Origin of the sequence: Pedobacter alluvionis (assembly GCF_003664035.1) — a bacterium.
GTDB classification, from domain to species: domain Bacteria; phylum Bacteroidota; class Bacteroidia; order Sphingobacteriales; family Sphingobacteriaceae; genus Pedobacter; species Pedobacter alluvionis.
Genome location: NZ_RCCK01000013.1, coordinates 579,000 through 601,747, shown reverse-complemented (window position 1 = coordinate 601,747; position 22,748 = coordinate 579,000). Strand labels below are relative to the sequence as shown.

General features: G+C 34.1%; 21 protein-coding genes. 2 read left to right on the top strand and 19 right to left on the bottom strand.

Annotated features, from left to right (window positions below; genetic code table 11):
• Position 1 precedes the first annotated feature (1 nt).
• The 13 genes from BCL90_RS19395 to BCL90_RS19335 all read right to left on the bottom strand — a co-directional run bounded on the left by BCL90_RS19395 (position 2) and on the right by BCL90_RS19335 (position 14,851).
• Complete coding sequence (locus BCL90_RS19395) at positions 2–895, bottom strand: NAD-dependent epimerase/dehydratase family protein (RefSeq protein WP_121286052.1); 894 nt, start codon at positions 893–895, stop codon at positions 2–4.
• Positions 892–1,713 (bottom strand): glycosyltransferase, encoded by an 822-nt coding sequence (locus tag BCL90_RS19390; protein ID WP_121286049.1) that lies wholly within the window; start codon positions 1,711–1,713, stop codon positions 892–894. Before BCL90_RS19390 ends, BCL90_RS19395 begins: the two co-directional genes overlap by 4 nt.
• Positions 1,706–2,641 carry an NAD-dependent epimerase/dehydratase family protein gene (locus tag BCL90_RS19385; protein ID WP_121286046.1) on the bottom strand — a complete coding sequence of 312 codons (936 nt, stop codon included), beginning with the start codon at positions 2,639–2,641 and terminating at the stop codon, positions 1,706–1,708. Before BCL90_RS19385 ends, BCL90_RS19390 begins: the two co-directional genes overlap by 8 nt.
• The gene (locus BCL90_RS19380; protein ID WP_121286043.1) at positions 2,638–3,768 is read right to left on the bottom strand and encodes a glycosyltransferase family 4 protein; all 1,131 of its coding nucleotides are present in this window, start codon (positions 3,766–3,768) and stop codon (positions 2,638–2,640) included. The genes BCL90_RS19385 and BCL90_RS19380 overlap by 4 nt, the downstream gene beginning before the upstream one ends.
• Entirely contained in the window at positions 3,762–4,661 is a 900-nt protein-coding gene (locus BCL90_RS19375) for a glycosyltransferase family 2 protein (protein ID WP_121286040.1), read from the bottom strand. Before BCL90_RS19375 ends, BCL90_RS19380 begins: the two co-directional genes overlap by 7 nt.
• Entirely contained in the window at positions 4,651–5,970 is a 1,320-nt protein-coding gene (locus BCL90_RS19370; protein ID WP_121286037.1) for an O-antigen polymerase, read from the bottom strand. Before BCL90_RS19370 ends, BCL90_RS19375 begins: the two co-directional genes overlap by 11 nt.
• Entirely contained in the window at positions 5,967–6,701 is a 735-nt protein-coding gene (locus BCL90_RS19365; RefSeq protein WP_121286034.1) for a glycosyltransferase family 2 protein, read from the bottom strand. Before BCL90_RS19365 ends, BCL90_RS19370 begins: the two co-directional genes overlap by 4 nt.
• Positions 6,685–7,650, bottom strand: coding sequence for a GDP-mannose 4,6-dehydratase (locus BCL90_RS19360; protein WP_121286031.1), 966 nt, complete (start codon positions 7,648–7,650; stop codon positions 6,685–6,687). Before BCL90_RS19360 ends, BCL90_RS19365 begins: the two co-directional genes overlap by 17 nt.
• Positions 7,647–8,756: a glycosyltransferase family 4 protein gene (locus BCL90_RS19355; protein ID WP_121286028.1), complete on the bottom strand. Its 1,110-nt coding sequence runs from the start codon at positions 8,754–8,756 to the stop codon at positions 7,647–7,649. Before BCL90_RS19355 ends, BCL90_RS19360 begins: the two co-directional genes overlap by 4 nt.
• Positions 8,757–9,710, bottom strand: a complete 954-nt coding sequence (locus BCL90_RS19350) for a nucleotide-diphospho-sugar transferase (protein ID WP_121286025.1) — start codon at positions 9,708–9,710, stop codon at positions 8,757–8,759.
• A 3-nt stretch (positions 9,711–9,713) separates the two neighbouring features.
• Positions 9,714–10,991, bottom strand: coding sequence for a flippase (locus BCL90_RS19345; protein WP_121286022.1), 1,278 nt, complete (start codon positions 10,989–10,991; stop codon positions 9,714–9,716).
• Between the two features lie 203 nt (positions 10,992–11,194).
• A complete protein-coding gene (locus BCL90_RS19340) occupies positions 11,195–12,301 on the bottom strand; it encodes a Wzz/FepE/Etk N-terminal domain-containing protein (protein ID WP_121286019.1) in 1,107 nt (368 codons plus the stop codon).
• 54 nt (positions 12,302–12,355) lie between these two features.
• Positions 12,356–14,851, bottom strand: a complete 2,496-nt coding sequence (locus BCL90_RS19335) for an SLBB domain-containing protein (protein ID WP_121286252.1) — start codon at positions 14,849–14,851, stop codon at positions 12,356–12,358.
• A 323-nt stretch (positions 14,852–15,174) separates the two neighbouring features.
• Here BCL90_RS19335 and BCL90_RS19330 point away from each other — a divergent pair, with 323 nt between their 5' ends.
• Positions 15,175–15,852, top strand: coding sequence for a type 1 glutamine amidotransferase family protein (locus BCL90_RS19330; RefSeq protein ID WP_121286016.1), 678 nt, complete (start codon positions 15,175–15,177; stop codon positions 15,850–15,852).
• A gap of 39 nt (positions 15,853–15,891) precedes the next feature.
• Here BCL90_RS19330 and BCL90_RS19325 read toward each other — a convergent pair whose 3' ends face one another.
• Entirely contained in the window at positions 15,892–17,172 is a 1,281-nt protein-coding gene (locus BCL90_RS19325) for a nucleotide sugar dehydrogenase (RefSeq protein ID WP_121286014.1), read from the bottom strand.
• 505 nt (positions 17,173–17,677) lie between these two features.
• On the opposite strand from BCL90_RS19325, the gene BCL90_RS26275 reads away from it, so the two are divergent.
• Entirely contained in the window at positions 17,678–17,884 is a 207-nt protein-coding gene (locus BCL90_RS26275) for an NAD-dependent epimerase/dehydratase family protein (RefSeq protein WP_166792081.1), read from the top strand.
• A 59-nt stretch (positions 17,885–17,943) separates the two neighbouring features.
• Here the strand turns inward: BCL90_RS26275 and rfbA are convergent, their stop codons facing one another.
• The 5 genes from rfbA to BCL90_RS19290 all read right to left on the bottom strand — a co-directional run bounded on the left by rfbA (position 17,944) and on the right by BCL90_RS19290 (position 22,747).
• Entirely contained in the window at positions 17,944–18,804 is an 861-nt protein-coding gene (gene rfbA, locus BCL90_RS19315; RefSeq protein ID WP_121286008.1) for a glucose-1-phosphate thymidylyltransferase RfbA, read from the bottom strand.
• A gap of 66 nt (positions 18,805–18,870) precedes the next feature.
• Complete coding sequence (rfbD, locus tag BCL90_RS19310) at positions 18,871–19,728, bottom strand: dTDP-4-dehydrorhamnose reductase (RefSeq protein ID WP_121286005.1); 858 nt, start codon at positions 19,726–19,728, stop codon at positions 18,871–18,873.
• Positions 19,725–20,273 (bottom strand): dTDP-4-dehydrorhamnose 3,5-epimerase, encoded by a 549-nt coding sequence (gene rfbC, locus BCL90_RS19305; protein WP_121286002.1) that lies wholly within the window; start codon positions 20,271–20,273, stop codon positions 19,725–19,727. The genes rfbD and rfbC overlap by 4 nt, the downstream gene beginning before the upstream one ends.
• Positions 20,273–21,325 (bottom strand): dTDP-glucose 4,6-dehydratase, encoded by a 1,053-nt coding sequence (gene rfbB / locus BCL90_RS19300; protein WP_121285999.1) that lies wholly within the window; start codon positions 21,323–21,325, stop codon positions 20,273–20,275. Before rfbB ends, rfbC begins: the two co-directional genes overlap by 1 nt.
• Positions 21,326–22,183: 858 nt before the next feature.
• Complete coding sequence (locus BCL90_RS19290; protein WP_121286249.1) at positions 22,184–22,747, bottom strand: DUF3109 family protein; 564 nt, start codon at positions 22,745–22,747, stop codon at positions 22,184–22,186.
• Position 22,748 lies beyond the last annotated feature (1 nt).

The following is a 22,748-nucleotide window of genomic DNA, read 5'->3' as shown; positions in this document are numbered from 1 at the left end:
TCTATTTAATATTAAATCCTTGTAAAATAGGATTCGGTTTCCAATTTAATTGTTTTTTTGCTTTTGAATCGTCAAAAGTAAGATCTTTAATTATTTTCGCCATTTTTATCGAATTAATGGGTGCTTTATTCCCTAGTAAATCACCCATCCTCGCCATTATTTTGGCAATTATAAGAGGTAGGTTCAATACCTTTTTTTTCCCTAGCTGCTTGGCGATATGGATAGCAAGTTCTGCAAAAGATGGATGATAATTATCAGTTAGATTATAAATCCCCCCCTTAATAGCTATGATGGGCAGGATATTTGCAACATCTTGCGTAAAAACCATACTTTTTCGTGCTTTACCACCAGCAATGTTAAAATAATAACCTTTATCAATTCCTTTTATCATCGCTCCTAGATTCCCCGGAGGATTCTCACCCACCAAAAGTGGTAATCTCAATATACCACAAATAACATTGTTTTTAACGCACCAATCCTGAACAATCCGCTCCGCCTGAATTTTACTTTGCCCATAAGGATCTGTAGCGTTTAAAGGATGGTCCTCATTGATCATTACCCCAGAATCACACCCATAAACAGCAACTGTACTAATAAATATAAATGAATTAGGCAAACATCTTGCTATTTCCAAACCTTTCAATAAGTTAGCTGTTCCATTTACATTTACATCAAAAAATGCTTGCTTTTCTTGTGCACTTTTAGGTACAATATGCGCCTTACCGGCTGCATGGATAACTACGTCCACCTCAGGTGTATGGGGTATCATTGTTGTTAAATCAATATTCAGATCTGCAAAACTCCTTGAAAGTGTAAAAACTTCATCAGTAATAGTTAACCTTTTAACCAAAGATTTGCCTAAGAATCCAGAAGCACCTGTAACTAGTATTTTCATCGCAAAAATTTTCTATATATAAATTTAAGTATGTTTTTGGGCATTAATCTAAGAGGTGCTTTAGTCAGGATAGAAACAATATATTCGCCAAAATTTATAAATCCGTTTGTCTTAACTGTAGTTAAGTAATGAATCTCCTTCTTCAAATAAGAGAACCCATGACGTCTTCCAATCATGTCGTTTCCAATTCTAAAATGAAGTAATGGTTCAATTAAATTTTCTATGATATATCCTTTTTGGATTATCCTCGTCCACAAATAAAAATCTTCAAAAAGCGGCATATCTAAATAAGAACCGACATCTATTATTACTGTTTTCTTAAATATAACACTGGGATGATTTAATGGATTTCTAAACTTAGAAAATTTTTTTATCTCATCCATTTTCGATGGCAAAATTCTAAAAACTCCTAAGTCGTTAGGTACAACATTAAATTCTTGTACTGCCGAACCTAACACATGGATTTGCGGATGGTTTATTAAATATGTTATTTGTTTCTCAAATCTTTCTGGATAACATATATCATCAGTATCCATTCTTGCAACCCATTCATATTTACATACCTCCAGCCCTTTATTAAGGGCTGTTCCTAACCCAACATTTTCATTTAACCTTAAGATGGTCAAATCATTCAGTCTATTTACAAATGAATGAACAACTTTTTCTAATTGACTAGCTATTGGCCCGTCGATAACTAACACAACCTGATCTGGTTTATATACTTGATTTTCAATGCTTTCTAAAGCATCAATAAAATTATTACTATCTTCCCCTCCATAAAGAGATAGTAATACAGAAAACTGAATAAGCTTATCCATTATGGGCGTTAATATGATTATATAGTAACTTAATACCTTGGTCAAGTTTCATTTCAGGCTCCCATTGAAATCTTTTCCTTAATAAGGAAATATTGAGAATATTTACTGGGACATCAAAATTGCGTGCTTCTAGATATTTAACTTTGAGTTGTGGATTAAAGTATAATCTTATGAGATTAAGAATATCGTTAATTGATTTACCTTCACCACTACCAAGATTGTAAATAACTTCAGGTGTTTCAATAGATATAGCTTTAATTAAGGCTGAAACGACATCTCCTATATAGATATAATCTCTGATTACCTCTCCATCTCCCCATATTTCAATATCGAAATTTTTTATTGATTTATAACTAAAAACAGCCATAGCCCCCTGAACATTTGTGGGATTCTGGCGCTCTCCGTATGGATTAGATAATCTAAAAACACAGCAATCGACTCCCCAATTTTTTTTATAGAGCTGGAAATAACTTTCAATAGTTCGTTTTACAATTCCATAAGAACTTATGGGATTACAATTGTGACCTTCAGCAATCGGTACCTTTTCTGGAATTCCATAAACGGTACCGCCGGAAGATATATATACAATCTTCTTAATTTTAGAGGTTGCACAGTACTGTAGAAGGTTTATAGTAGGAAGTACGTTGGTCTCAATATCGTATGTTGGATTAAGAACAGAATTGGAAGGAATGGTCGTACTAATCAAATGATAGACGTAATCAATTCCATCTAACGCACGTTGGACATCAATAGGGTTACCAAAATCCCCCTCTACAATCTCTATTCTATTTTCAAATTCTTGTATATTTTTTTTTGAGAAATTTTTAATGTCAAACACCCTAACATCATATCCAAATTTTAACAAACCCTCAACTAAGTTTGAACCAATAAATCCTCCTCCTCCCAAGACTAAACACTTTCCAATCATTTGATTACTCCATTAATATAAACTTCCTCGTATTTCCTTGCCATAACAGTAGAATTAATTTTTTCATCAATTATCGCCCGGCATTGATTACTTAGTTTATTATAATCATCTTTTAATATCTGTTCAATTTTATTCGATAAGCTTGTTGAATCATTCAAGTTAAATAAATAGTTCCATGAGGTGATCGCTTGGGTTAGTTCAATATGTGGTTGAATATTTGATAAAATAATTGGCAGACCACATGCCATCGCCTCCATGACAGAAGTTGGTAAACCTTCAGAATACGATGATGCAATATAATAATCTGAAGCCTTTAAATATTTCAATGTTTGTGATTGATTGCCAAGAAAGCGAACTGATTTATTCTCATCCGTAATTAACAAACTCTTGCACTCATCCATCAATGGCCCATCTCCTATAACTAGAAATGTTGTGTTACTATCAATTTTGGCATTAAGAAAACCCTTTATTGCAGTTAATGGATCCTTTCTATAAATCAAGTAACCAACAAATACGAATATTTTTTCATCGATATTCAGACCTAATTCTTTTTTAAGCTGATTTTTTTCATCAATTGTAGGCACGGTATAGCTGCATTTTGGGATACCATTATAAATTGCGGTCAGCTGTGAATTATATTTTTTATTCAATTCCTTTACAACGAAATTTGAGCATCCAATTGCAATCTTATCTTTCAGTGATCTCATATGTAGCCAAGCCATAATTGAACCTTTAAGCTTACCGTATAACATGGTATAATCATCGTAGATGTTACTATTGATTGTACTTACTATCGCTTGTAACTTAGAGTAGTCAGCAGCCTTTACCAATATATCCCCCCTGAAACCATTCAAATGAACAATGTTAATTTGATGCTTATCGACGAATCTTTTAAGCATACTTTTACCACTCAAAAAACCAGATAATCTTGTGAGGTTAAGCGAGTTTATGCTAATGTTCAATTTTTTAAAATCTTCATATAAGCTCGGAAACCTCTCGTCTTCGACTGATAAAGTTAGAACCAATGGCTCAAACTTAGTTTTATCTAATTCCGAAATTAAATTGTACAGCACATTTGTTGGCCCTGTTCTTTTTAATGTAGAAATTACATACAAAATTTTTACCATTTTTTTCTTTTATTTATAAACCTTATAATTTTATTAAGCCTGCAAAAGTATAACAGTTTAGTATATATTGCAGTTATTTTTTCCGAAACAATAAGTTTTTCACCTAGTGTTAATCTTATTCTTAATATATCGTTCTTTACTAAATTGTTAAATTCTTTAGGGATTTCATTTACTGGGAAAGATAGCCAGTTTTCTAGCTCACTCATCTTCATATTTTGTAAATCTGCACTATAATTGTGCTCATGGATATAGGCTATATATCCTGGATATGCAAGGTAGTAAGGCTTAATGTTTTTATTTACCGTAAACATTTTTATCCAAAAAAACCTATCATCTGTTCCTTTAAATCTTTTAGGCTCAGGAAAAAGGAATCCTTTTAATAAATCTTTCTTAAAAAGAACCTGCCCTGGTGATCGTATAAAATCATCTTTGAGAAAACCCTTTAATGTTAACTCGGGCTTCACATAATAAAGTTTGTGGCTATTAAACTTTTTATTTTCATAAAACACCACACCATTGTTTAGTATAAAATTAAATTTGCTCCAAACTGGTTGTACGTTGCTATAAAAATTTTCATGAACTTCATCATCCTGATCAATTAAATGAATGAACTCTCCTTTAGCGATTTTCAATGCGGCGTTACGCGATGCTGCTACGCCAAGATTGCTTTCATTTTTTATTATTTTATAATTAGTATTTTTTAGTGAAGCAAAACACGTATGTTTTATTTCTTCAATCTCTGCTCGAGGTGTTTCAACTGAATCTATGATTGTAATCACTTCAAAGTTGTCTGATACTTTATCTAATTTAGTTATTGCCTTAACTATTGATAATAACAACCTTTCGAATAAAATTTCTCCTCTAAAGTATGGAATTATTATGCTAATTTTCATGAGCAATTTTTATCAAATTAAGGCATTCACTAACTAGAAGATACATAATGTATAAAATCGGAAAAATAAAAAATAAGTTATTTATATAAGTTATTGTTAACATAGGATCTGAGTCAAAGGCTGATATCTTACATATTAAATATGTAAATAAAAATCCTCCCAACATGGTAGAGGGTAAAAGCTTTGGCAATAAGTTACGGACAAAACTTATTACAAATCCAATAAAAAATGAAAAGATCAAACTTCCAAAAAAACCATAGTATATTAAGCCAAAGACATTGTGTCTTGCATTAGGCCCCTGGGGTATATCGCTGGGATGATGAATATCTTTTAATGTTATACCTACAGCTTCTGGGAGTGATCCCCAATCCATAATTCTTAACAACCCCAAGGTATCATTAAATAATGCGGCAAACCACTGGTTGCTTGGTATGGATAAATATACATCATTCGGATATGCGTACCAGTATACATCACCACTATGAACAAAGCGAAGCATTAAAGCTAATAATGGGTTAAGCTTATTTTCAACATCAGGTTCAACATTTGAGCTTTGTATGGATATTATGGCTGTAACAACTATTAAAGACAGGATTAATAAATATTTAATATTCTTACGTAAGAGTTCTTGAAAACCTAGATAAGCCCACCCTTTTAATTTGGAGAAAAAAATAAAACACCAAAAAACTTGAAGAACAAGAAGAAAGGTACTTTTACTCCCACTTAAAATAAATGTTAAAAAAATAAGTACTAATATTATGTATTTTGGAAATTCACTTATACGTAACTTATCAATTTTAATAACCAAAAAAAAGGAATAAAGTGAAAAAACTGAACTTACGTCACTAATACGTCCGATTACGCCAGTACCGCCGCCACTTGCAAACGTCTCTAACCTAGATTCCATAAGTAAGGGTATTCCTTTAAGGATATAAATTGATATCTGACTTATCAAATATACTATTGAGAAGAAATAGAATGCTATTAGATAATTTCGTGGTTGAGTTAAGCTTTTTTGTGAACCCGATGTAAATTTAACTCTTGAAAACGTACAAAAACCTAATATAAAAGTAAATTGAGTTAGCAGGTAATTACAGAAGACATAAGTGGAAATATTACTTGTAAAATATAACAATCCAACAACTGTGAAGCAAAATACTGACGAAACAACGGGTAAAAAATATGGATCAAGCACAGATCTGACACGCCTTGAAAATACTACAATGTGCAATAGAAAGGAAAATGCCAGTATAACGAAAAACAAAAATACGTTTTCTAGAGCTATACCGTAAAACTCATAGTTGTTCATTTACCAAGTAGTTTAGAAATTTTCGTTCGAACAATTCTATATATATAAATATAAAAGGGAAAGTTTTTTTTTATTATTGAAAGAAAATCCTTTTGAAAGCATTCATCCTGTGTAAGCGACCCCGACGCACCAAGATCATTGAAGTTAGCAATAATAACTGGAATATATTTAAATCCGAAAGCACCAGAACCATACAACTTTAAATTAAATGCGTAATCTGCATAAATTTTGTACTTAACTTCGAATTTTTGGTTGTGGAAAGCAGTTATTGGATAGAAAATACTTTGATGACTGATATTTCTTGTTGCTATTTTGAAAATATTAAAAGCACCATCATAAATTACATTTCTAGTTTTAAACAAAACGTCTCCATAATATATTGTTGAAGAATCTTTAAGATGATTACTTACTTCATTTAATGAATTTGAATTATAGATAACGTCATCACTACCGATAAAATATATGTATTTCCCTCTAGCTTTCACTATTCCCTTATTCATAGCATCATATATCCCATCATCCTTTTCACTAATACTATACCTAAAATACTCTTGGTATTCTTTCAAGATATTTAAAGTTCCATCCGTTGAACCACCGTCAATTACTATGAGTTCATAGTTTTTAAAAACTTGACAAATGATTGAATCAAATGTTTCGCGAATTGTAGAATAAGAATTATAGCATACAATGATAATTGAAATCAAAGGAGCATTCTCACTTTTGTCTTGCATATTCAATTTCTTCACTTATAAGTATATCAAGTATATTAAAGAAATCGCCATCATTCTTCCAACCTAACTTAACCGTAGCATCTGTATTATCTCCATATATATCCTCTATATCTGTCGGTCTCATTAAATCGCTAGAAATGGAAAGTTTTTCTAATGAAATATTAAGTTTGGAAAATACATATTCGATAATTGATCTTAAGGTAATGCTTGTACCAGAACATATGAGAAAATCTTCTGGTGTATTATGTTGTAACATTAACCACATCGCTTCTACGTATTTAGGAGAATATCCAAAATCTCTTTTAATGTCAATATTGCCGACGCTTAATATCCACTTGTCATTATCTTTATTCTTGACACATTCACTAATTACTTTTTTTACAAAAAAAGACTCAGTTCGAAGAAATGATTCATGATTAAACAGTACACCATTACATGCAAATAATCCATAAGCCTCACGATAATTTACTACAGTCCAGTTTGCTGAAGCTTTCGAAATTGCATAGGGACTTAATGGATGCATTGGAGTATTTATCGTAATTGGTAGTATATTGACCTTACCATACATTTCACTGCTAGATGCTTGGTAAAACCTTGCATTGTTTTTTACGATCCTGATTGCTTCAAGTAAGTTTAGCACTGAAATAATATTAAAATTTATAGTACCAATTGGTTGCTTAAATGATAAACCAACCGAGCTTTGTGCAGCTAAGTTATAAATTTCATCTGGCTCATATTTTGTTATTATATTGATAACCGCAGATAAATCTAGCAAATCACATTCATCAATAGTTACACGCTTGTCAATATTTAGATATCTAAGCTTATCAAGATTTATATAATGATTACTTCTGGTCAGTCCAATTACTATATACCCTTTACTAATTAAAAGTTTAGAAAGGTATGCCCCATCTTGTCCACTAACACCTGTGATTAGAGCTACTTTCATAATATTTGTTGATAAAGATTTGCAGTCTCCTCAAATGTTCTATCCCAAGAAAATTTTTGCAGCCTCTTGTTCCCTTTTGATATCAGTTCTTCTCTATAAATTGGATTTTCAATTAAAGTTAACAAGGCGTTTCTAATTTCCTCCTTATTTTCAGGGTCAAAATAAATTGCTGCATCACCGCCAACTTCTGGTAAGGAGCCTTGCTTACTAAGCATTACTGGACATTTACAAGCAAAAGCTTCTAAAACTGGTATACCAAACCCCTCATATAAGCTAGGAAAAGCAAATCCGAGGGCGTTGGCATACAAATTAGAGAGTATACTATCATCGATAGAAATATATTCAACTAATTCGCTTAATTTAAGTTCACTAATCAACAAAATTTCTTCAGAATTAAATTCTCCGCCTCCTGCGCAAATTAATTTTATTCTTTTTTGTCTAATAATTTCTGCTACGGAAGATAAATAGAAACTAAAATTTTTGTATAGTGAGCGGTTTCCAACATACAGAATATAATCATCATTAACTACTCTATTAATTTTGCTACCATTGGCATCTAATAACATAGAATTGCCTAAATATATAACTTCTATTTTTTCAGGATTGACGTTAAAGATTTCTATAATATCATTTTTGGTCGATTCCGATATCGCGATAACTTTCGAAGATTCTTTTAGCAATAATTTCTTATTGTCATATATTTTAGTATCCTGCTTCAATTCTGAATATTTATCATTAAATTTTTCATGAATCATATCTAAAAAAGTGACAACAAAAGGTTTTCCTTTTAAATATGGCAGGAAGTAAGGATGGTAATAGGTAGGATGAAAAACATCATAATTTCTGGCTTTTAATTTAGAAACGCTATTAAATTGATTAATTCCATTTTGAATTCTATATTTACCTTTAAAATTAAGTTTTGGAAAAAAATTAGATATACCTGTACAAGTATTTTTATTTAAATAAGCATTGTTACTTAATAAAAGAGAGACTTCGGCATCGGCATCAGCATTACCTTCAAATCTTCTAAATAACTCATAGTAATACCTAGATATTCCTCCATAATTCTGAAGGGTAAATGTTTGATGATCAAATAATACCTTCATTTAAGCAGATTTTGATTTATAAAGTCCCGATTTGATTAAGCACAGCTTAATGAGTTGTTTAAGCTTGTTTGTAATAAAGATATATCTTTTTGGTAATTCCTTAGTCAAAGTATATTCATCTGCCATCCTATTCTGATAAATAACTGAAGGTTCTTTAACTAGTAATGGTAAATTTTCGTGATCAATATTAGCCTGTAAGCTGTTAGAATTAAAAGTGTGAGTACCGTTTGCATTGAATCCGATATTACTTATCATATTATAATTTGGTATTATAGAGAAGTATCCATTAATTAGGTTAGAGAAAAAATATTGAAAATCCCAAGTATTTATTAAACCGTTTCTTGTTTTAAAAAAAGACTCGTAAAGGATTGCTTTGGCAAATTGGTTATCGGTTACAGCTGATAAAATGTCTTCTTTATAAGCATTTTGCAATTCAGCCATGTTAATGTCATACACACTCCACACTCTCTTCCAACTTGCCCATCCCCATACGTGCGTTAATTTCGAATAATAATAATCAGCTCCTCCTCTTTTGATACCGTCCTGAAAATTACATCCGCATATATGGCCAATACGATCATCGTACCTATATTGATTCAATTGTAAATCACAAAACCTGAAAAAGTCATTATTTGGCAAACAGTCATCTTCAAGAATTATGCCTTCTTCTATCTGATCGAAGAACCAGGTTATAGCCTGGCTCACAGCTTTCTTACAACCAAGATTTTCATCTCTGAATAAAGTAAAGATATTACATTCCCAATCAATATTATTAATAATATATTCTCTTATAGATTCAACGGTACTGGCTTCATTCTCTTGCCCTTGTCGTGGACCATCGGAAGCTAAGAAAAGTTGCTCAGGCTTACTATCTTTAATTGCCTGAAAAACACGTTTAGTCTCCTCCAACCTATTAAAAAACAGAAAAAGTATAGGTGATTTTACTTTATACATAGTTTAAACAAATAATATTGATTTGGTTTGCAATAAAAAAATGTGTCTTGTTTTTTTAAACAAAATATAATAGAGATAAGATGCATAAAACTGTGATATTAATGTAGCAATAGCCGCTCCATTAATGCCATATCTAGGAATTAATATAAAATTTAATATTATGTTAAGAACTAAACCTTGTACTGACTTAATTAAATTATGTTTATTTAAATTTTCTATCACCAGCATATTTCCGGCTGCAACTCCCCAAAAAACAAAAATGCCTGTCCAAATACTTATTTGTAAAGAAGGTATGGCCATAACATATCCTTTTCCATATAAAGTTTCAATAATAATCTCAGCACTAAATAGAAAAAACAAAGAAATGGACAAGCTTATGAAAAACAATAATTTAAATAATTTTAGGCTGAGTTTAAGGTACTCGTTCTTATCCATTTTGAATTTTTCTACCAATCTGGGGAAAAACGAAGTAACGAATACACTAGGTATAAAGTACCATAGCTCTGTAAACCTTGTAGAAACAGAGTATAGGCCTGTACTTTCTTCTCCCAATATATTCCCTATCATTACTTGGTCAAGCCGCATATACATCATAATTATTATACCAGATAATATTAATGGCCACGCCTCAAGTAATAATATTTTACAATAGCTAAGGTCGAACTTCCAATTAAAGACTTTGCTGGCACCATAATATAACACCATACCTAAAGCAGCAAGTACATATTCTAAAGAAGCTACAATAACGAATATCATCAAAGACGCCTTATAGTAAACAAGTAACACTCTAATTATGGATGTTAAGATAAAAACAATATTTTTTACAATCACTGTTTTTTTAGAACGCAAAATCGATTGGTTCTTTAAGTCTATAACATCAGTACTTTGAAACCAGAGATTAGAAACTGTGAGGAGAGCAATAAATAAAAGTTTATTTTCGTTTTTGAAAAAATAAAAATAAAACGCAATAATTAATGTACTTATGAAAGATCCAAATAATCTCAGATAAAAAGCTGTTCCTAATAGGGTAAATTCATCTAGTTTCTTATCTAAAAGGTATTTTACAATAATTTGGTCTAATCCAAGCGTTGCAAATGCGCTCACTAGGGCTATGCAGGCAATCACATAATTCCATCTTCCAAAAAGCTCAGGGCCTAAATATCTAGCAACGAGAATCCCGACAATCATTCCGATTCCTAACCTGATAATTTTATCCAAAAATAGCCAGAATGCATTTTTGGAAGTATCAAGTTTTAAGTAAGCTGCTATCTTTTCTTTCATTGCACCTATTAATATCTACTTTTTGTGCGTTTTTAAAATTTGCGAATTAACTTTAATATTTTGAGTCCAAATATTTCAGGTAATCCAAAACTCATCATTAATTAGTGAGATATTCTGATCAAAAAATCATTACTTTAATAATCTTTGGAACCGATTAAAATCAATACTAAAATAATTGTGACCTAAAATTTGTAAGGCAATATTTACTTCAAAATCCTAATAAAAGTCCTTTTAACAATAAGGGACATAATCGCCATAAATCCGAATAAAAAACCTCCCAATACAATTCCTTTAGACTTCCCTAACTGTTCTTTTTGCAATGGGTAAATTGGTTTATCGATAATCTGAACCAATGGAGTTTCTTTCAAAAGACCTAACTTAGTCATTTCCAAATTTTTAACCATTTCACTAAGAATGGCTTTATTTGTTTCAGCTGAAAATTGGGCTTTTTGAGTTGGAGCAACTCTCTGAATTTGTTTGGTTGGATTTAAATTAGGGGTTGCATCTGAGATTTCTACCGATCTATAAATTGCACCATTCATTACATTTCGAACTGAATCAGTTTTATGTTGAAGTATCTCAATGTTCTTCTGAGTTTTCTTAGTTTTTGTCGTAATGTAGAAGTCATTTACATTTGTTACCAACTCATCATTAAAAGCCTTTGCGAATAGCTCATCTGTAGCTTTTACATCCACTTGAATTGTACTAAGCTTCTTATCGGGTTTTACAACAGAAAGCAAATTTTTATTGATATCCTGAACTATTACACCTAGAATGCTATCTCGTAAACGGCCTTCTTTTGATAAATTTGCTGAATTAGATGTTACTCCAATTGAAAAGTTCAATTTAAATAGTTCTGAATTACCTTTCCATTGGTCTTTTAGCTTTTTAAATTCAATATAACGATCTACTAATAACTCCTTTTTACTGTCGTACTCTATTGGTGTTAGGAGCGTCTGCTCAATCATTGTTCTGGATTTATATAGTCCCAGGATATTATCTCCTTGAAATATTCCACCACCACTACCTCCTAAATCAACTCCAGCCATTGAAGCTATGCCTGCTAAATTACTTAAGCCACCGCTATTTTTTTCTTCTTCCAATACAAAGGTAGTTGTAGCAGTATAAACTGGCTTTTTGAAATAAGCATAAGTAAAGCCCAAAACGCCACCAGCAATACCAATAGATAATATAATCAGCCACCTAGATATTAAGTAACGTAACCATTCTATAGATACAAGTATAAGATTTTTTAATGAAACCTCATCGTTTTGAGGATTGATATTTGGTTGTTGACTTTCGTTAGTCATAATCTACTTGATAAACAATATTCTTCAAATATACTCAGGAAACGTGGTAACTTATTAACGTAACAAACTTACAATAATTGCTCCCAATGAAGCAACAGCCGTGCCAATTCCTATCCAGCTTTGTGCAGTCAAGCGCTCTCTATCGGCACGCTTCGGAACCAGAATCTCTGCACCGGGTTTAATTTTGGGATCATTATTAAAAAACAGGAATTTACTTACAGCAGCGGCAGAACCATTGGCATATTTAACATACACTCCACCCTTTCTTGCATTAGCAGTAAAGCCACCTGCACCGTTGATGTATTGCCTTAAACTTTTGCCAGGCAAATAAACAATGCTATTTGGATTTAAGATTTCGCCGGTTACTTTAACAGTTTGCAAAGTTCTGGGAACCCGGATTACATCACCATCTTCTACGATAAGATTATATCTCGAAAGGCTATCTTTTAAAATTTTAACCAAACTGATACCAACTAAATCGCTTTGAATTAATTTTTGTTCAACATTTGAGGTTAAAGTATCTTTTACACCTGCTTCCTGGGCTCTTTTTAAATTCAAGAATTTCCTGTCTTCTTCTTCTTTATTGTCAATCGCATTTTTATCCGTAGGATTTACTTTTTCTGCTCCCTGTCTTTTCAGCGATGCACCATCAGGATAGGCTGATGGTGTTAAACCTCCAGCTCTTTTAATTACCTCTGAAATGCGCTCATCTTTTCTGGTTAGTGTATAAGTACCGGGAAACAATACTTCGCCTTCTATCTTCACTTGTTTTTGTACCGTATATCCCTCAGAGTTTCTTACCGAAACAATGTCAAAGGGTTTTAAGATAAAAGGATCTCCCAATAATTTCAAATCCTGATCTACATTCACAATAAAAACCTCTGCAGCACGGGCAGATACAGATGTAGCATCACTATTTTTTACACGTCTGGCAATTTCAATCCGGTTTGGTGTTGCACCTTCTTTAAATCCTCCGGCCATCTGTATTACCGACTCAAGTGTCATCCCCTCTGCGTATTCGAATGTACCCGCAGCTCTCACTTCTCCCTGAACACTTATTTTATATTCATCTCTTAAATCGAATATCGATGAGATAGTAACTTTATCTTCACGCTGCAATGGAATATCTGCCTCAGTACCGGCAATAATTTTAGCCACATCAAAAGAAATCAATGCGGGTGTATTATCCATATTTAAGCGGTTGATATATCCACGATTTAAAAAAGCATCTTCAGTTAAACCATCAGACTTATTGATCAAACCTTTCAGGGTTAATCCTTTATCCAGTTCGTATTGCCCTGGTCTGAAAACAGCCCCCGCTATAGTTACCCGGTTTTCGAAGCGATCCAAAATGGCTTCAACTACAAACCGATCGCCATTTTTGGGTTCATAGGTACTAAATTCCGACGCAGAAATATCCGTTAATTTCCGTTCTTTATCTGTATTTTGAAAAACCTTAATTTTAGCAGTATAAGCCTGATTATTAAAACCACCAGCAAAATTGATTACGTTTTGTAAACTTTCGCCTTTAATGGTTTCGAACAGTGCGGGGCGTTTAATCTCGCCAACCATCTCCACCCTATTTTCATAAACCGGGATATTGATCACATCCTGATCTTGTAAACGGATATTTCCGCGTTGGATGCCACCGGTTACAAAGTCGTATACATCAATAGTACTGATAATTTTATTATTTCTGATTACCTGAATTTTACGATACGAACCATTATCATTTGGCCCTCCAGACGCACTGAGTGCATTATACACGGTTGATAAAGAAGATAAAGTATAGGTGCCGGCTTTAACAACCTCACCAGTCATTACTACTTTAATACTCCTGATATTCCCTAAATTAATGGCGACTGTAGATCTGCCCGATCTTAGCGCCGGATAGGTTGTAGATAATGCAGATCTAATTTTTGATGAAGCCTGCTCGATGCTCAATCCACCCACCGAAACTATACCTACGTATTGTAAACGGATAGTACCATCAGGGCTAACTTTAAGTTTATAATTAGCTTCGTTATCGCCATTAATATCAATCAGCAATTCATCATCAGGGCCAATGATATAACTGCGGGGCGTGGCCAGCCTTAAGTTAGGCTCGAAGGTAATATTACTGTTTTTAAACAGGTCGGCACCGAAAATTTTTGGTTTTAAAGATTCCAGGACATCAATTTTCGGTGTATTTTTCTTAACAAGAGAATCACTTTTATCTTTGTCGGGATTATTGTATTTCCGAACTGCCCCATCGCTATTTATATCTGTATTGCTTTGACCGTTATCAGTGGTACCCGATTCTTTACGGATTTTTTCTACCCGGGTGCGTAATTTCTGAATTTCCTCGGCTTTCATCCCTTGCGCAGCAGCAGCTTGCTCTAATTGTGCATCGCTATAGCCAACAGATTCGGCACGCTGGATCATCTGTCTAATCTGTGCGTCAGAAAGATCATCTACTTTAACGTTAGTATAGTTTTGTGCGGAAGCCGATAAATGGCAAAGGAAAATAAGGGTTAAAAAACTTAAAAATAAATATATTCTTTTTTTCATGGGTGCAACTGGCAGGCTTTTATCAACTTTAATATAGCCGTATTGAGAATGCAAAACTATTCAAAATTATTCAGAGTTTTAAATATAGGCAACATTTACGTTTTCCTGATGCAGAAACTACTAAAAAAGCAGTTAACTTATACTCTAATTATTTTTAAAAAAACCACTATCTTCACAACGTCAGGCTTAATCACATTTTTCACACGCTCTATTTTATTTACTCAAACGAAACGATTAATTTAAAGTTATATTTTAAATATCTTCAAAATTAGGCCCATTTCTTGCTATAAAGTTTCATTTAAATATATCATCCCAAAGTTTGCATGAGAAAATCCCTATTTATCCTTAGTATCTTATTTTTACAGCTAACTGCATTTGCTCAAACCAGTGCGGATTACAATTACACCATCGGTATCAGGGCATTTACCATTATGCAGATGCCAAAAGTATTGGATCAGACAAATTCCCAGAACTATGCTAAAGTATTCGGACATGGGGCAATGTTTAAGTTCAACGACAACCAAATCAGCTACCGCCTGGCTGGAACCTATTACCGCGATGATCTGACATTTGATAATACATGTGCTACGTGCGAAATCGCTAGTGGAAAGGTTACCGATTATTCCTTTAAGATCGGATTTGAGAAAAGCTTTAACTATACTAAAATACAGCCATATTTTGCTTTCGACTTAGGCTACCGCTACAATCGGTTTACCGGCAGCTTAGCATCAAAAAATATAATGGCGAATAACACCGGAAAAACGACCGATGCCAGTAAAAGTGGCTTAGTTGTAAGTCCGGTAATTGGCTTTAAGCTAAATGTTTTGCCACAACTGTCCATTTTTGCAGAAAGCAGTCTTGATTTCTTCTTTTCTTATGAAAAACAAGACATTACGCAACTGAATGGAGCATCAAGAGATGTAACAACCTACAAAAAGCTAGAGTCGTTATTAAATCCTGTATCTGCTGGCATTCAGTTTAGCCTGAGCAACAAGAATTAGCACAGTTTAATTATCTGGATAGGTAAACAATCTTTCAGATTATAATCTGGCATTAACCAAATCGCGATTGATAAAAGATTTGGTATCGAAAATTACTGTGCCATTATTTTTATATTGAAGATAATCCAAATCCAGAAACTCCTGGTGTGCTACGGCAAGGATTATGGCATCGTAAATTTCAGATTTATTCAACTGTATGAGTTCAAAACCATAATCAGCCTTAACCTCAGCAGCATTTGCCCAGGGGTCGTAAACATCAACAGCTAAGCTAAAGGATTTAAGTTCTTTGTAAATATCAATTACCCTGGTATTACGGGTATCCGGACAGTTTTCTTTAAAGGCAAAACCTAAAATCAATACTTTAGCGCCGTTAATCATTTTGTCTTTTGCAATCAGCATCTTAATTACCTTATTTGCTACAAACATGCCCATATTGTCGTTTACGCGGCGACCTGACAGAATAACTTCTGGTTTATAACCCAATGCTTCTGATTTATGCGCCAGGTAATAGGGATCTACCCCTATGCAATGTCCACCTACCAGACCTGGTTTATAATTGAGAAAATTCCATTTTGTAGAAGCGGCAGCCAATACATCAGTTGTATCAATTGCCATCCGATCGAAAATAAGGGCTAGTTCGTTTACGAATGATATATTCACATCACGTTGTGCATTTTCGATAGCTTTTGACGCCTCTGCAACTTTAATACTGGGTGCAAGATGCGTACCAGCTGTAATGATGGAGTTGTAAAGTTGATCTATTTTAATCGCTATTTCAGGTGTAGAACCAGAAGTAACCTTCTTAATTTTGGTTAAGGTATTTACTTTATCGCCCGGATTGATCCGCTCGGGCGAATAACCGCAAAAGAAATCAACATTATATTTTAATCCGGATATTTTTTCTAATACCGGCACACAGTCTTCTTCTGTACAACCGGGATAAACCGTAGATTCGTAAATAACAACATCTCCTTTTTTTAGTACAATTCCGATCATTTTACTCGCTTCTAAAAGAGGTTTAAGGTCAGGTTGCTTAAGGTGATCAATAGGGGTAGGAACAGTTACAATATAAATGTTGCAAGTGCTGATATCCGCAAGGTTTGAAGTCAGATACAATCCTGAATTTACTTTTCCCTTTAAAACAGCATTTAAATCTGTCAGGTTAGCTTCGTGGGTGCCATCTTCAAGTTGTTGTAACGCTGCCACACGGCTTTCGTTAATATCGAAACCTTTTACAGCATATTTCTTAGCAAATGCTATTGCAAGAGGCAATCCTACATAACCCAGTCCAATAACTGCAATCTGCTTATCTTGATCCATATCTTTCTAATGATGTGGCAAAGATATACAAAATCGTTATTAGACCTTCAATATTGAAATTCTATAACCAAGTGAGTGGATGAGAATTTAAAACTATTTTTAATCAGCATATTCTGTCTGTATTAGAAACCTATTGTATTTGGCACGCATTAAAAATAATAACATTGGAAAAGAGCGGCAAAATTAACATTGACGGCAAGGGGTATGGTCAATGTCATTAAGTTAAGCCACGGCACAAGATAATAATTTAACCACAGATAGGAAGGATGCGCACAGATATGAAAATCCGTGTTTATCTGTGCTCATCTGTGGTTAAAAACTCTTATCTTAAGACATTGGGGGTATGGTTGGTTCGGCTATTTACCGTAAACTTAAAAAAGAAGGTTATAGAACCTGCTAACCAAAACATCAGCAGAACTTGATCTCCGCAACCAACAGGCAGTTGCTGACTTTTTCTTTAAAGAAAACCTGATTATGTATTTTAGCAGTAGCTAAAGTTGGGGCATTGTGGCCAATAATACTTACCAGGCATATTTTTATAAGAAAATTTAGCCATTCAAAAAGTAAACAACGAAAAAGAAGTGGTGGTTTGGGTTCAGGATCGCCAATCCGCGAATTCTTATTTGCGGACGACCTTGCAGAAGCCTGTTATTTCTTAATGGAAAATATTAATCGAACTCATGTTATAATGAAACGAATGTCTATAAGTTAAAAGGCCTGTATAATACAGGCCTTTTAACACAATTACAAAAAATAAATGTGGCAGTATGGTTATTTTATCTGCTTCAATAAGTAACTTCCATATCCGCTTTTAACCAAAGGTGTAGCAATTGCAGTAAGTTGCTCTGCATTGATAAAGCCCATTCTATATGCAATTTCTTCAATACACCCGATTTTTAAGCCTTGTCTTTCTTCAATAATCTGCACAAACTGCCCGGCCTGCATTAATGAGGTAAATGTACCCGTATCTAACCAGGCTGTACCACGGCTTAATACACCTACTTTAAGCTTACCCCGTTCTAAATAAATGCGGTTAACATCAGTAATTTCATATTCACCTCGAGGAGAAGGCTTAATGTTCTTTGCAATTTCTACCACTTCGTTATCATAGAAATACAAACCTGGCACTGCATAGTCAGATTTTGGCTGCAGGGGCTTTTCTTCAATAGAAATGGCCTTCTTATCTGCATCAAATTCTACCACGCCATAACGCTCAGGATCTGATACCTGATAGGCAAATACTACTCCACCATCCGGATCGGAACTGGCTTGTAATAATTTGGCCATACCATCACCATGAAAAATATTATCACCTAAAACTAAAGCAACTTTATCTTTACCGATAAATTCTTCGCCGATTACAAAAGCCTGGGCTAAACCATTTGGCTCTGCCTGGACTGCATAACTAAATTTGCAACCTAAAGAAGCCCCGTCACCTAATAATTTCTCGAAATTTGGCAGATCGTGTGGGGTAGAAATAATGAGGATTTCTTTTATCCCAGCCAACATTAAAGTAGATAAAGGATAATAGATCATCGGCTTATCGTAAACCGGCATCATTTGTTTGCTGCAAGCTAAAGTTAAAGGGTGTAAGCGTGTTCCGCTTCCGCCGGCTAAGATTATACCTTTCATATTAGATTTGAGATTTTAGACACTAGATTTGAGATTAATAACTCTATCTAAACATCTATATTACTTTTATTTATTAATTTGTTTTATGCAGTCCACCAAACTATCTCTCCAATAAGGGATTTCTAAATTAAAAGTTTCTTTAATTTTAGTTTTATCCATTACCGAAAATGCCGGACGTGTTGCCTTTGTTGGATAGGCAGAACCTGGTATTGGATTAACTTTAACCACAGTTTCGCTAATATCAAATATAGCCTTCGCAAAATCGAACCATGAAGTTACTCCCTCATTGCTGTAGTGGTATATGCCATAAGCAGTTGATGAAGAAGCAATCACTTCAAAAATGGTGTTTGCGAGATCAATGGCATAAGTTGGTGTGCCTACCTGATCGGCGATGATATTTAGTTCATCACGTTCAGCTCCAAGTTTAAGCATGGTTTTCACAAAGTTATTGGCATATTCAGAATATAACCAGCTCGTGCGGATAATAAAATGGGTCGGTAATATTGAAGTAACAGCTTTTTCTCCATCAAGTTTCGTTAAGCCGTAAACATTGATCGGTTTAGCCTCGTCATTTTCTTTTAGCAATTTTACTTCATTTCCTTCGAAAACGAAATCTGTAGAAACATGGATTAAAGTAGCACTGTTTGCCAAACAGGCCGAAGCCAGGTAAGCAGCGCCAGTTTCATTAATGGCTTTAGCAAGATCAACCTCGTCTTCTGCTTTATCAACAGCAGTATATGCGGCACAATTGATTACAAAACCTGGTTGCTCTTTCGCCAAAAGATCGTTCAAAGCACTTTCATTTAGAATGTTGGCATCCTGTTCCGCAGGAAAAACAATTTCCGTAATTCCTCTTCGTTCAGCTACAACCTTTAAACACTGGCCCAGCTGTCCGCCAGCGCCAATTACTAATATCTTACTCATATATGCTGGAGTTCGGCAAATGGTTTTAAAAGTAGATCTTTATCCGAAATTGCCTGATCCTTTTCTGGGATTAACCAATCGATATTCAAATCCTTGTCATTATAAATTACTCCTGTTTCTGATGCTTTATTGAAAAAGTTATCGCATTTATATAAAAACTCTGCGGTTTCACTTAAAACAGAAAAGCCATGTACAAACCCTCTGGGAATGTATAACTGTAATTTATTTTCGGCACTTAAACGTACGGCAATATGTTTGCCATAAGTCGGTGAACCCGGGCGTACATCAACGGCAACATCCAGTACTTCACCTTTGGTTACACGCACCAGTTTTGCCTGTGCAAACTCTCCTGTTTGAGCATGTAAGCCACGGATTACACCATAGGAAGAATAAGATTGGTTATCCTGAACAAACCTGCCAGATAAACCTGTTTTCTCTTCAAAGGTATATTGATTAAAACTTTCGAAAAAATAACCTCTTGGATCTTCAAATACCCTGGGTTTAATAATCAGACAGTCTTTTAATCCTGTTTGTTCAATTTCCATTATTTGTTGCTGTACTGTTGTTCGTAGTAGGATTGATAATTGCCCGAAGTTACATTGTTTAACCAATCTTCATTTTGCAGGTACCAATCAACCGTTTTGGCTAAACCTTCTTCAAACTGTAAGCTTGGCACCCAATCCAATTGACTTTGCAGCTTACTGGAATCGATGGCGTAACGCAAATCATGACCGGCACGATCGGTAACATAAGTAATTAATTTAGCTGATTCTCCTGGTTCGCGACCAAGTTTTTGATCCATAATCGTACAAAGCAAATTGATCAGATCGATATTTTTCCACTCGTTATGTCCTCCAATATTGTAAGTATCACCGGTTTTCGAATTGTGGAAAATTACATCAATTGCCCTGGCATGATCTTCCACCCATAACCAATCGCGCACATTTTCACCTTTACCATAAACAGGTACAGCCTTATTATTTTTAATGTTATTGATCGCCAAGGGAATCAGCTTCTCTGGAAAATGATGAGAACCATAATTGTTTGAGCAATTGGAAATCACACAATCCATACCATAAGTATCGTGATATGCCCTTACAAAATGATCTGAACTGGCTTTTGACGCTGAATAGGGGCTATGTGGATCATAAGCAGTAGTTTCGGTAAACATGCCTTCTTCACCTAAAGCACCATATACCTCATCGGTACTTACATGGTAAAAACGTTTTCTGTCATAATCACCTTTCCAGTATTCGCGGGCAGCATTTAATAAATTCACTGTGCCGATTACATTGGTAATTACGAAAGCTGTTGGATCGCTGATTGAGCGATCTACATGGCTTTCTGCTGCAAGGTGAATCACGGCATCAAAATCTTCTGTTTTAAACAGATCGAACATTGCGTTAGCATCCGTAATATCTTGTTTTACAAACCTATAGTTGGGCTTATTCTCAATATCAGTTAAATTAGCCAGGTTACCAGCATAGGTAAGTTTGTCTAAATTGACAATTTCATACTGAGGATAGTTATTTACAAAACGGCGGACTACATGAGAGCCTATAAAGCCCGCACCACCGGTGATTAAGATTTTCTTCACAGTTATTATATGTTTTTCAACTGCTAAAGTAAGTTAGATTTAACTGAAATACAACTAATTTTGGCATTCATAACATCTAATCTCCTCTCTAATATAAAAAATAAATAGCAACGCACTTATTGATTTTTTATATTTAACAGATGATATGCATCTTAATTATCTTTACGCTCCTGAATGAGCAAAGAATAAAATGAACATCAAAACATTAAAATTTCTTTATACCGCATATTCAGATATTACAAACGGATAGAAATCATTAATAGACCAAGAGTATAATAAAAAATTAATAAATGATCGACTCCAAGATCAGTTCTCAAATTAACCTTCTCTTAAATGCATTGAACTTTTTTTTACAGAAACGCAATGATTCATATTGCTGAATTTAGCCTCTATTATTTTTAAAATACATCTTTATTTATTGTCTATCCACTTAATTAGGTGGGGCGCAGTTCCTGTATACCATAAAATTGCAGAAATAAAAAATATGGCAATTAAAATCCACAAAATAGGCCACCCTTCGAATTTGTGTTTTGAAAAAGGAGTGTAAGATGCTTCAAATTTATTATGTTCATTGCCCATCCTTTTACCCTTTTTCACCGGTTTAGGATCAGAGATATTGCTCATAAATATTCAGTTAGAAATACAAAGTTAAACTATAAACCTATAAATTGAAAATTAGTTTCGAGATTCTTATTACTTTAGTTTAACAGGAGAATACCGTTTCAAAAGAAGGATATAGTAAAAAATCCAATGAAATATGTATTTAAATTGATGCAAAGCAAAAGTCTGATAGAGCGTCGTAAGCCCAGCAAATAATTACTATTACTCAACTCATACTGACAAACACAGGAAGAAAACCTACATCGCAGCTACTGAACTTTCCAGTTCTTTATACCACTCTTCTCCGTATTTACGGATAAGCGGTCCTTTTAAAAAGCTATATACCGGAACCTTAAGTTCGCGGCCAAAAGTGCAGGCATCATGGCAGATATGCCAGCGATCGTAATTGAGGACCTCAAATTCCGGATATTTGGTTATCCGGATAGGGTAGAGGTGGCAGGAAATTGGTTTTTGCCAGTCTACTATACCTTGCTCGTATGCTTTTTCGATAGCGCATTTGGTAATGCCGCCTTCAAAAAGCACATAAGCGCATTCTTTATTTTTATCAACACAAGGGGTGGTTAAATCACCATCTTCATCAACTACATAAACGCCTTGTTCTTCAATCGCTCTAATGCCTTTTTCGTTTAACAAGTGTTTTATTTTGGGATAGATCTCTTCCAAAACAGCCTTTTCATCATGATCCAAAGGTGCGCCAGAATCACCTTCCACACAGCAGATTCCTTTACATTTGCTTAAATTACAAACAAAGTTTTCCTTCAATACATCTTCGTGCACCAGCACCTGTTCAACTTCTATCATC

Bases quoted from the DNA above. Each gene is read 5' to 3' on its own strand.
- BCL90_RS19385 (WP_121286046.1), bottom strand. From the start codon at position 2,641: ATGATTGGAAAGTGTTTAGTCTTGGGAGGAGGAGGATTTATTGGTTCA.
- BCL90_RS19375 (WP_121286040.1), bottom strand. From the start codon at position 4,661: ATGAAAATTAGCATAATAATTCCATACTTTAGAGGAGAAATTTTATTC.
- BCL90_RS19335 (WP_121286252.1), bottom strand. From the start codon at position 14,851: ATGAAAAAAAGAATATATTTATTTTTAAGTTTTTTAACCCTTATTTTC.
- BCL90_RS19365 (WP_121286034.1), bottom strand. From the start codon at position 6,701: ATGCAAGACAAAAGTGAGAATGCTCCTTTGATTTCAATTATCATTGTA.
- BCL90_RS19350 (WP_121286025.1), bottom strand. From the start codon at position 9,710: ATGTATAAAGTAAAATCACCTATACTTTTTCTGTTTTTTAATAGGTTG.
- BCL90_RS19370 (WP_121286037.1), bottom strand. From the start codon at position 5,970: ATGAACAACTATGAGTTTTACGGTATAGCTCTAGAAAACGTATTTTTG.
- BCL90_RS19345 (WP_121286022.1), bottom strand. From the start codon at position 10,991: ATGAAAGAAAAGATAGCAGCTTACTTAAAACTTGATACTTCCAAAAAT.
- BCL90_RS19355 (WP_121286028.1), bottom strand. From the start codon at position 8,756: ATGAAGGTATTATTTGATCATCAAACATTTACCCTTCAGAATTATGGA.
- BCL90_RS19290 (WP_121286249.1), bottom strand. From the start codon at position 22,747: ATGATAGAAGTTGAACAGGTGCTGGTGCACGAAGATGTATTGAAGGAA.
- BCL90_RS19330 (WP_121286016.1), top strand. From the start codon at position 15,175: ATGAGAAAATCCCTATTTATCCTTAGTATCTTATTTTTACAGCTAACT.
- BCL90_RS19325 (WP_121286014.1), bottom strand. From the start codon at position 17,172: ATGGATCAAGATAAGCAGATTGCAGTTATTGGACTGGGTTATGTAGGA.
- BCL90_RS19340 (WP_121286019.1), bottom strand. From the start codon at position 12,301: ATGACTAACGAAAGTCAACAACCAAATATCAATCCTCAAAACGATGAG.
- rfbA (WP_121286008.1), bottom strand. From the start codon at position 18,804: ATGAAAGGTATAATCTTAGCCGGCGGAAGCGGAACACGCTTACACCCT.
- BCL90_RS19380 (WP_121286043.1), bottom strand. From the start codon at position 3,768: ATGGTAAAAATTTTGTATGTAATTTCTACATTAAAAAGAACAGGGCCA.
- rfbC (WP_121286002.1), bottom strand. From the start codon at position 20,273: ATGGAAATTGAACAAACAGGATTAAAAGACTGTCTGATTATTAAACCC.
- rfbD (WP_121286005.1), bottom strand. From the start codon at position 19,728: ATGAGTAAGATATTAGTAATTGGCGCTGGCGGACAGCTGGGCCAGTGT.
- BCL90_RS19395 (WP_121286052.1), bottom strand. From the start codon at position 895: ATGAAAATACTAGTTACAGGTGCTTCTGGATTCTTAGGCAAATCTTTG.
- BCL90_RS19360 (WP_121286031.1), bottom strand. From the start codon at position 7,650: ATGAAAGTAGCTCTAATCACAGGTGTTAGTGGACAAGATGGGGCATAC.
- BCL90_RS19390 (WP_121286049.1), bottom strand. From the start codon at position 1,713: ATGGATAAGCTTATTCAGTTTTCTGTATTACTATCTCTTTATGGAGGG.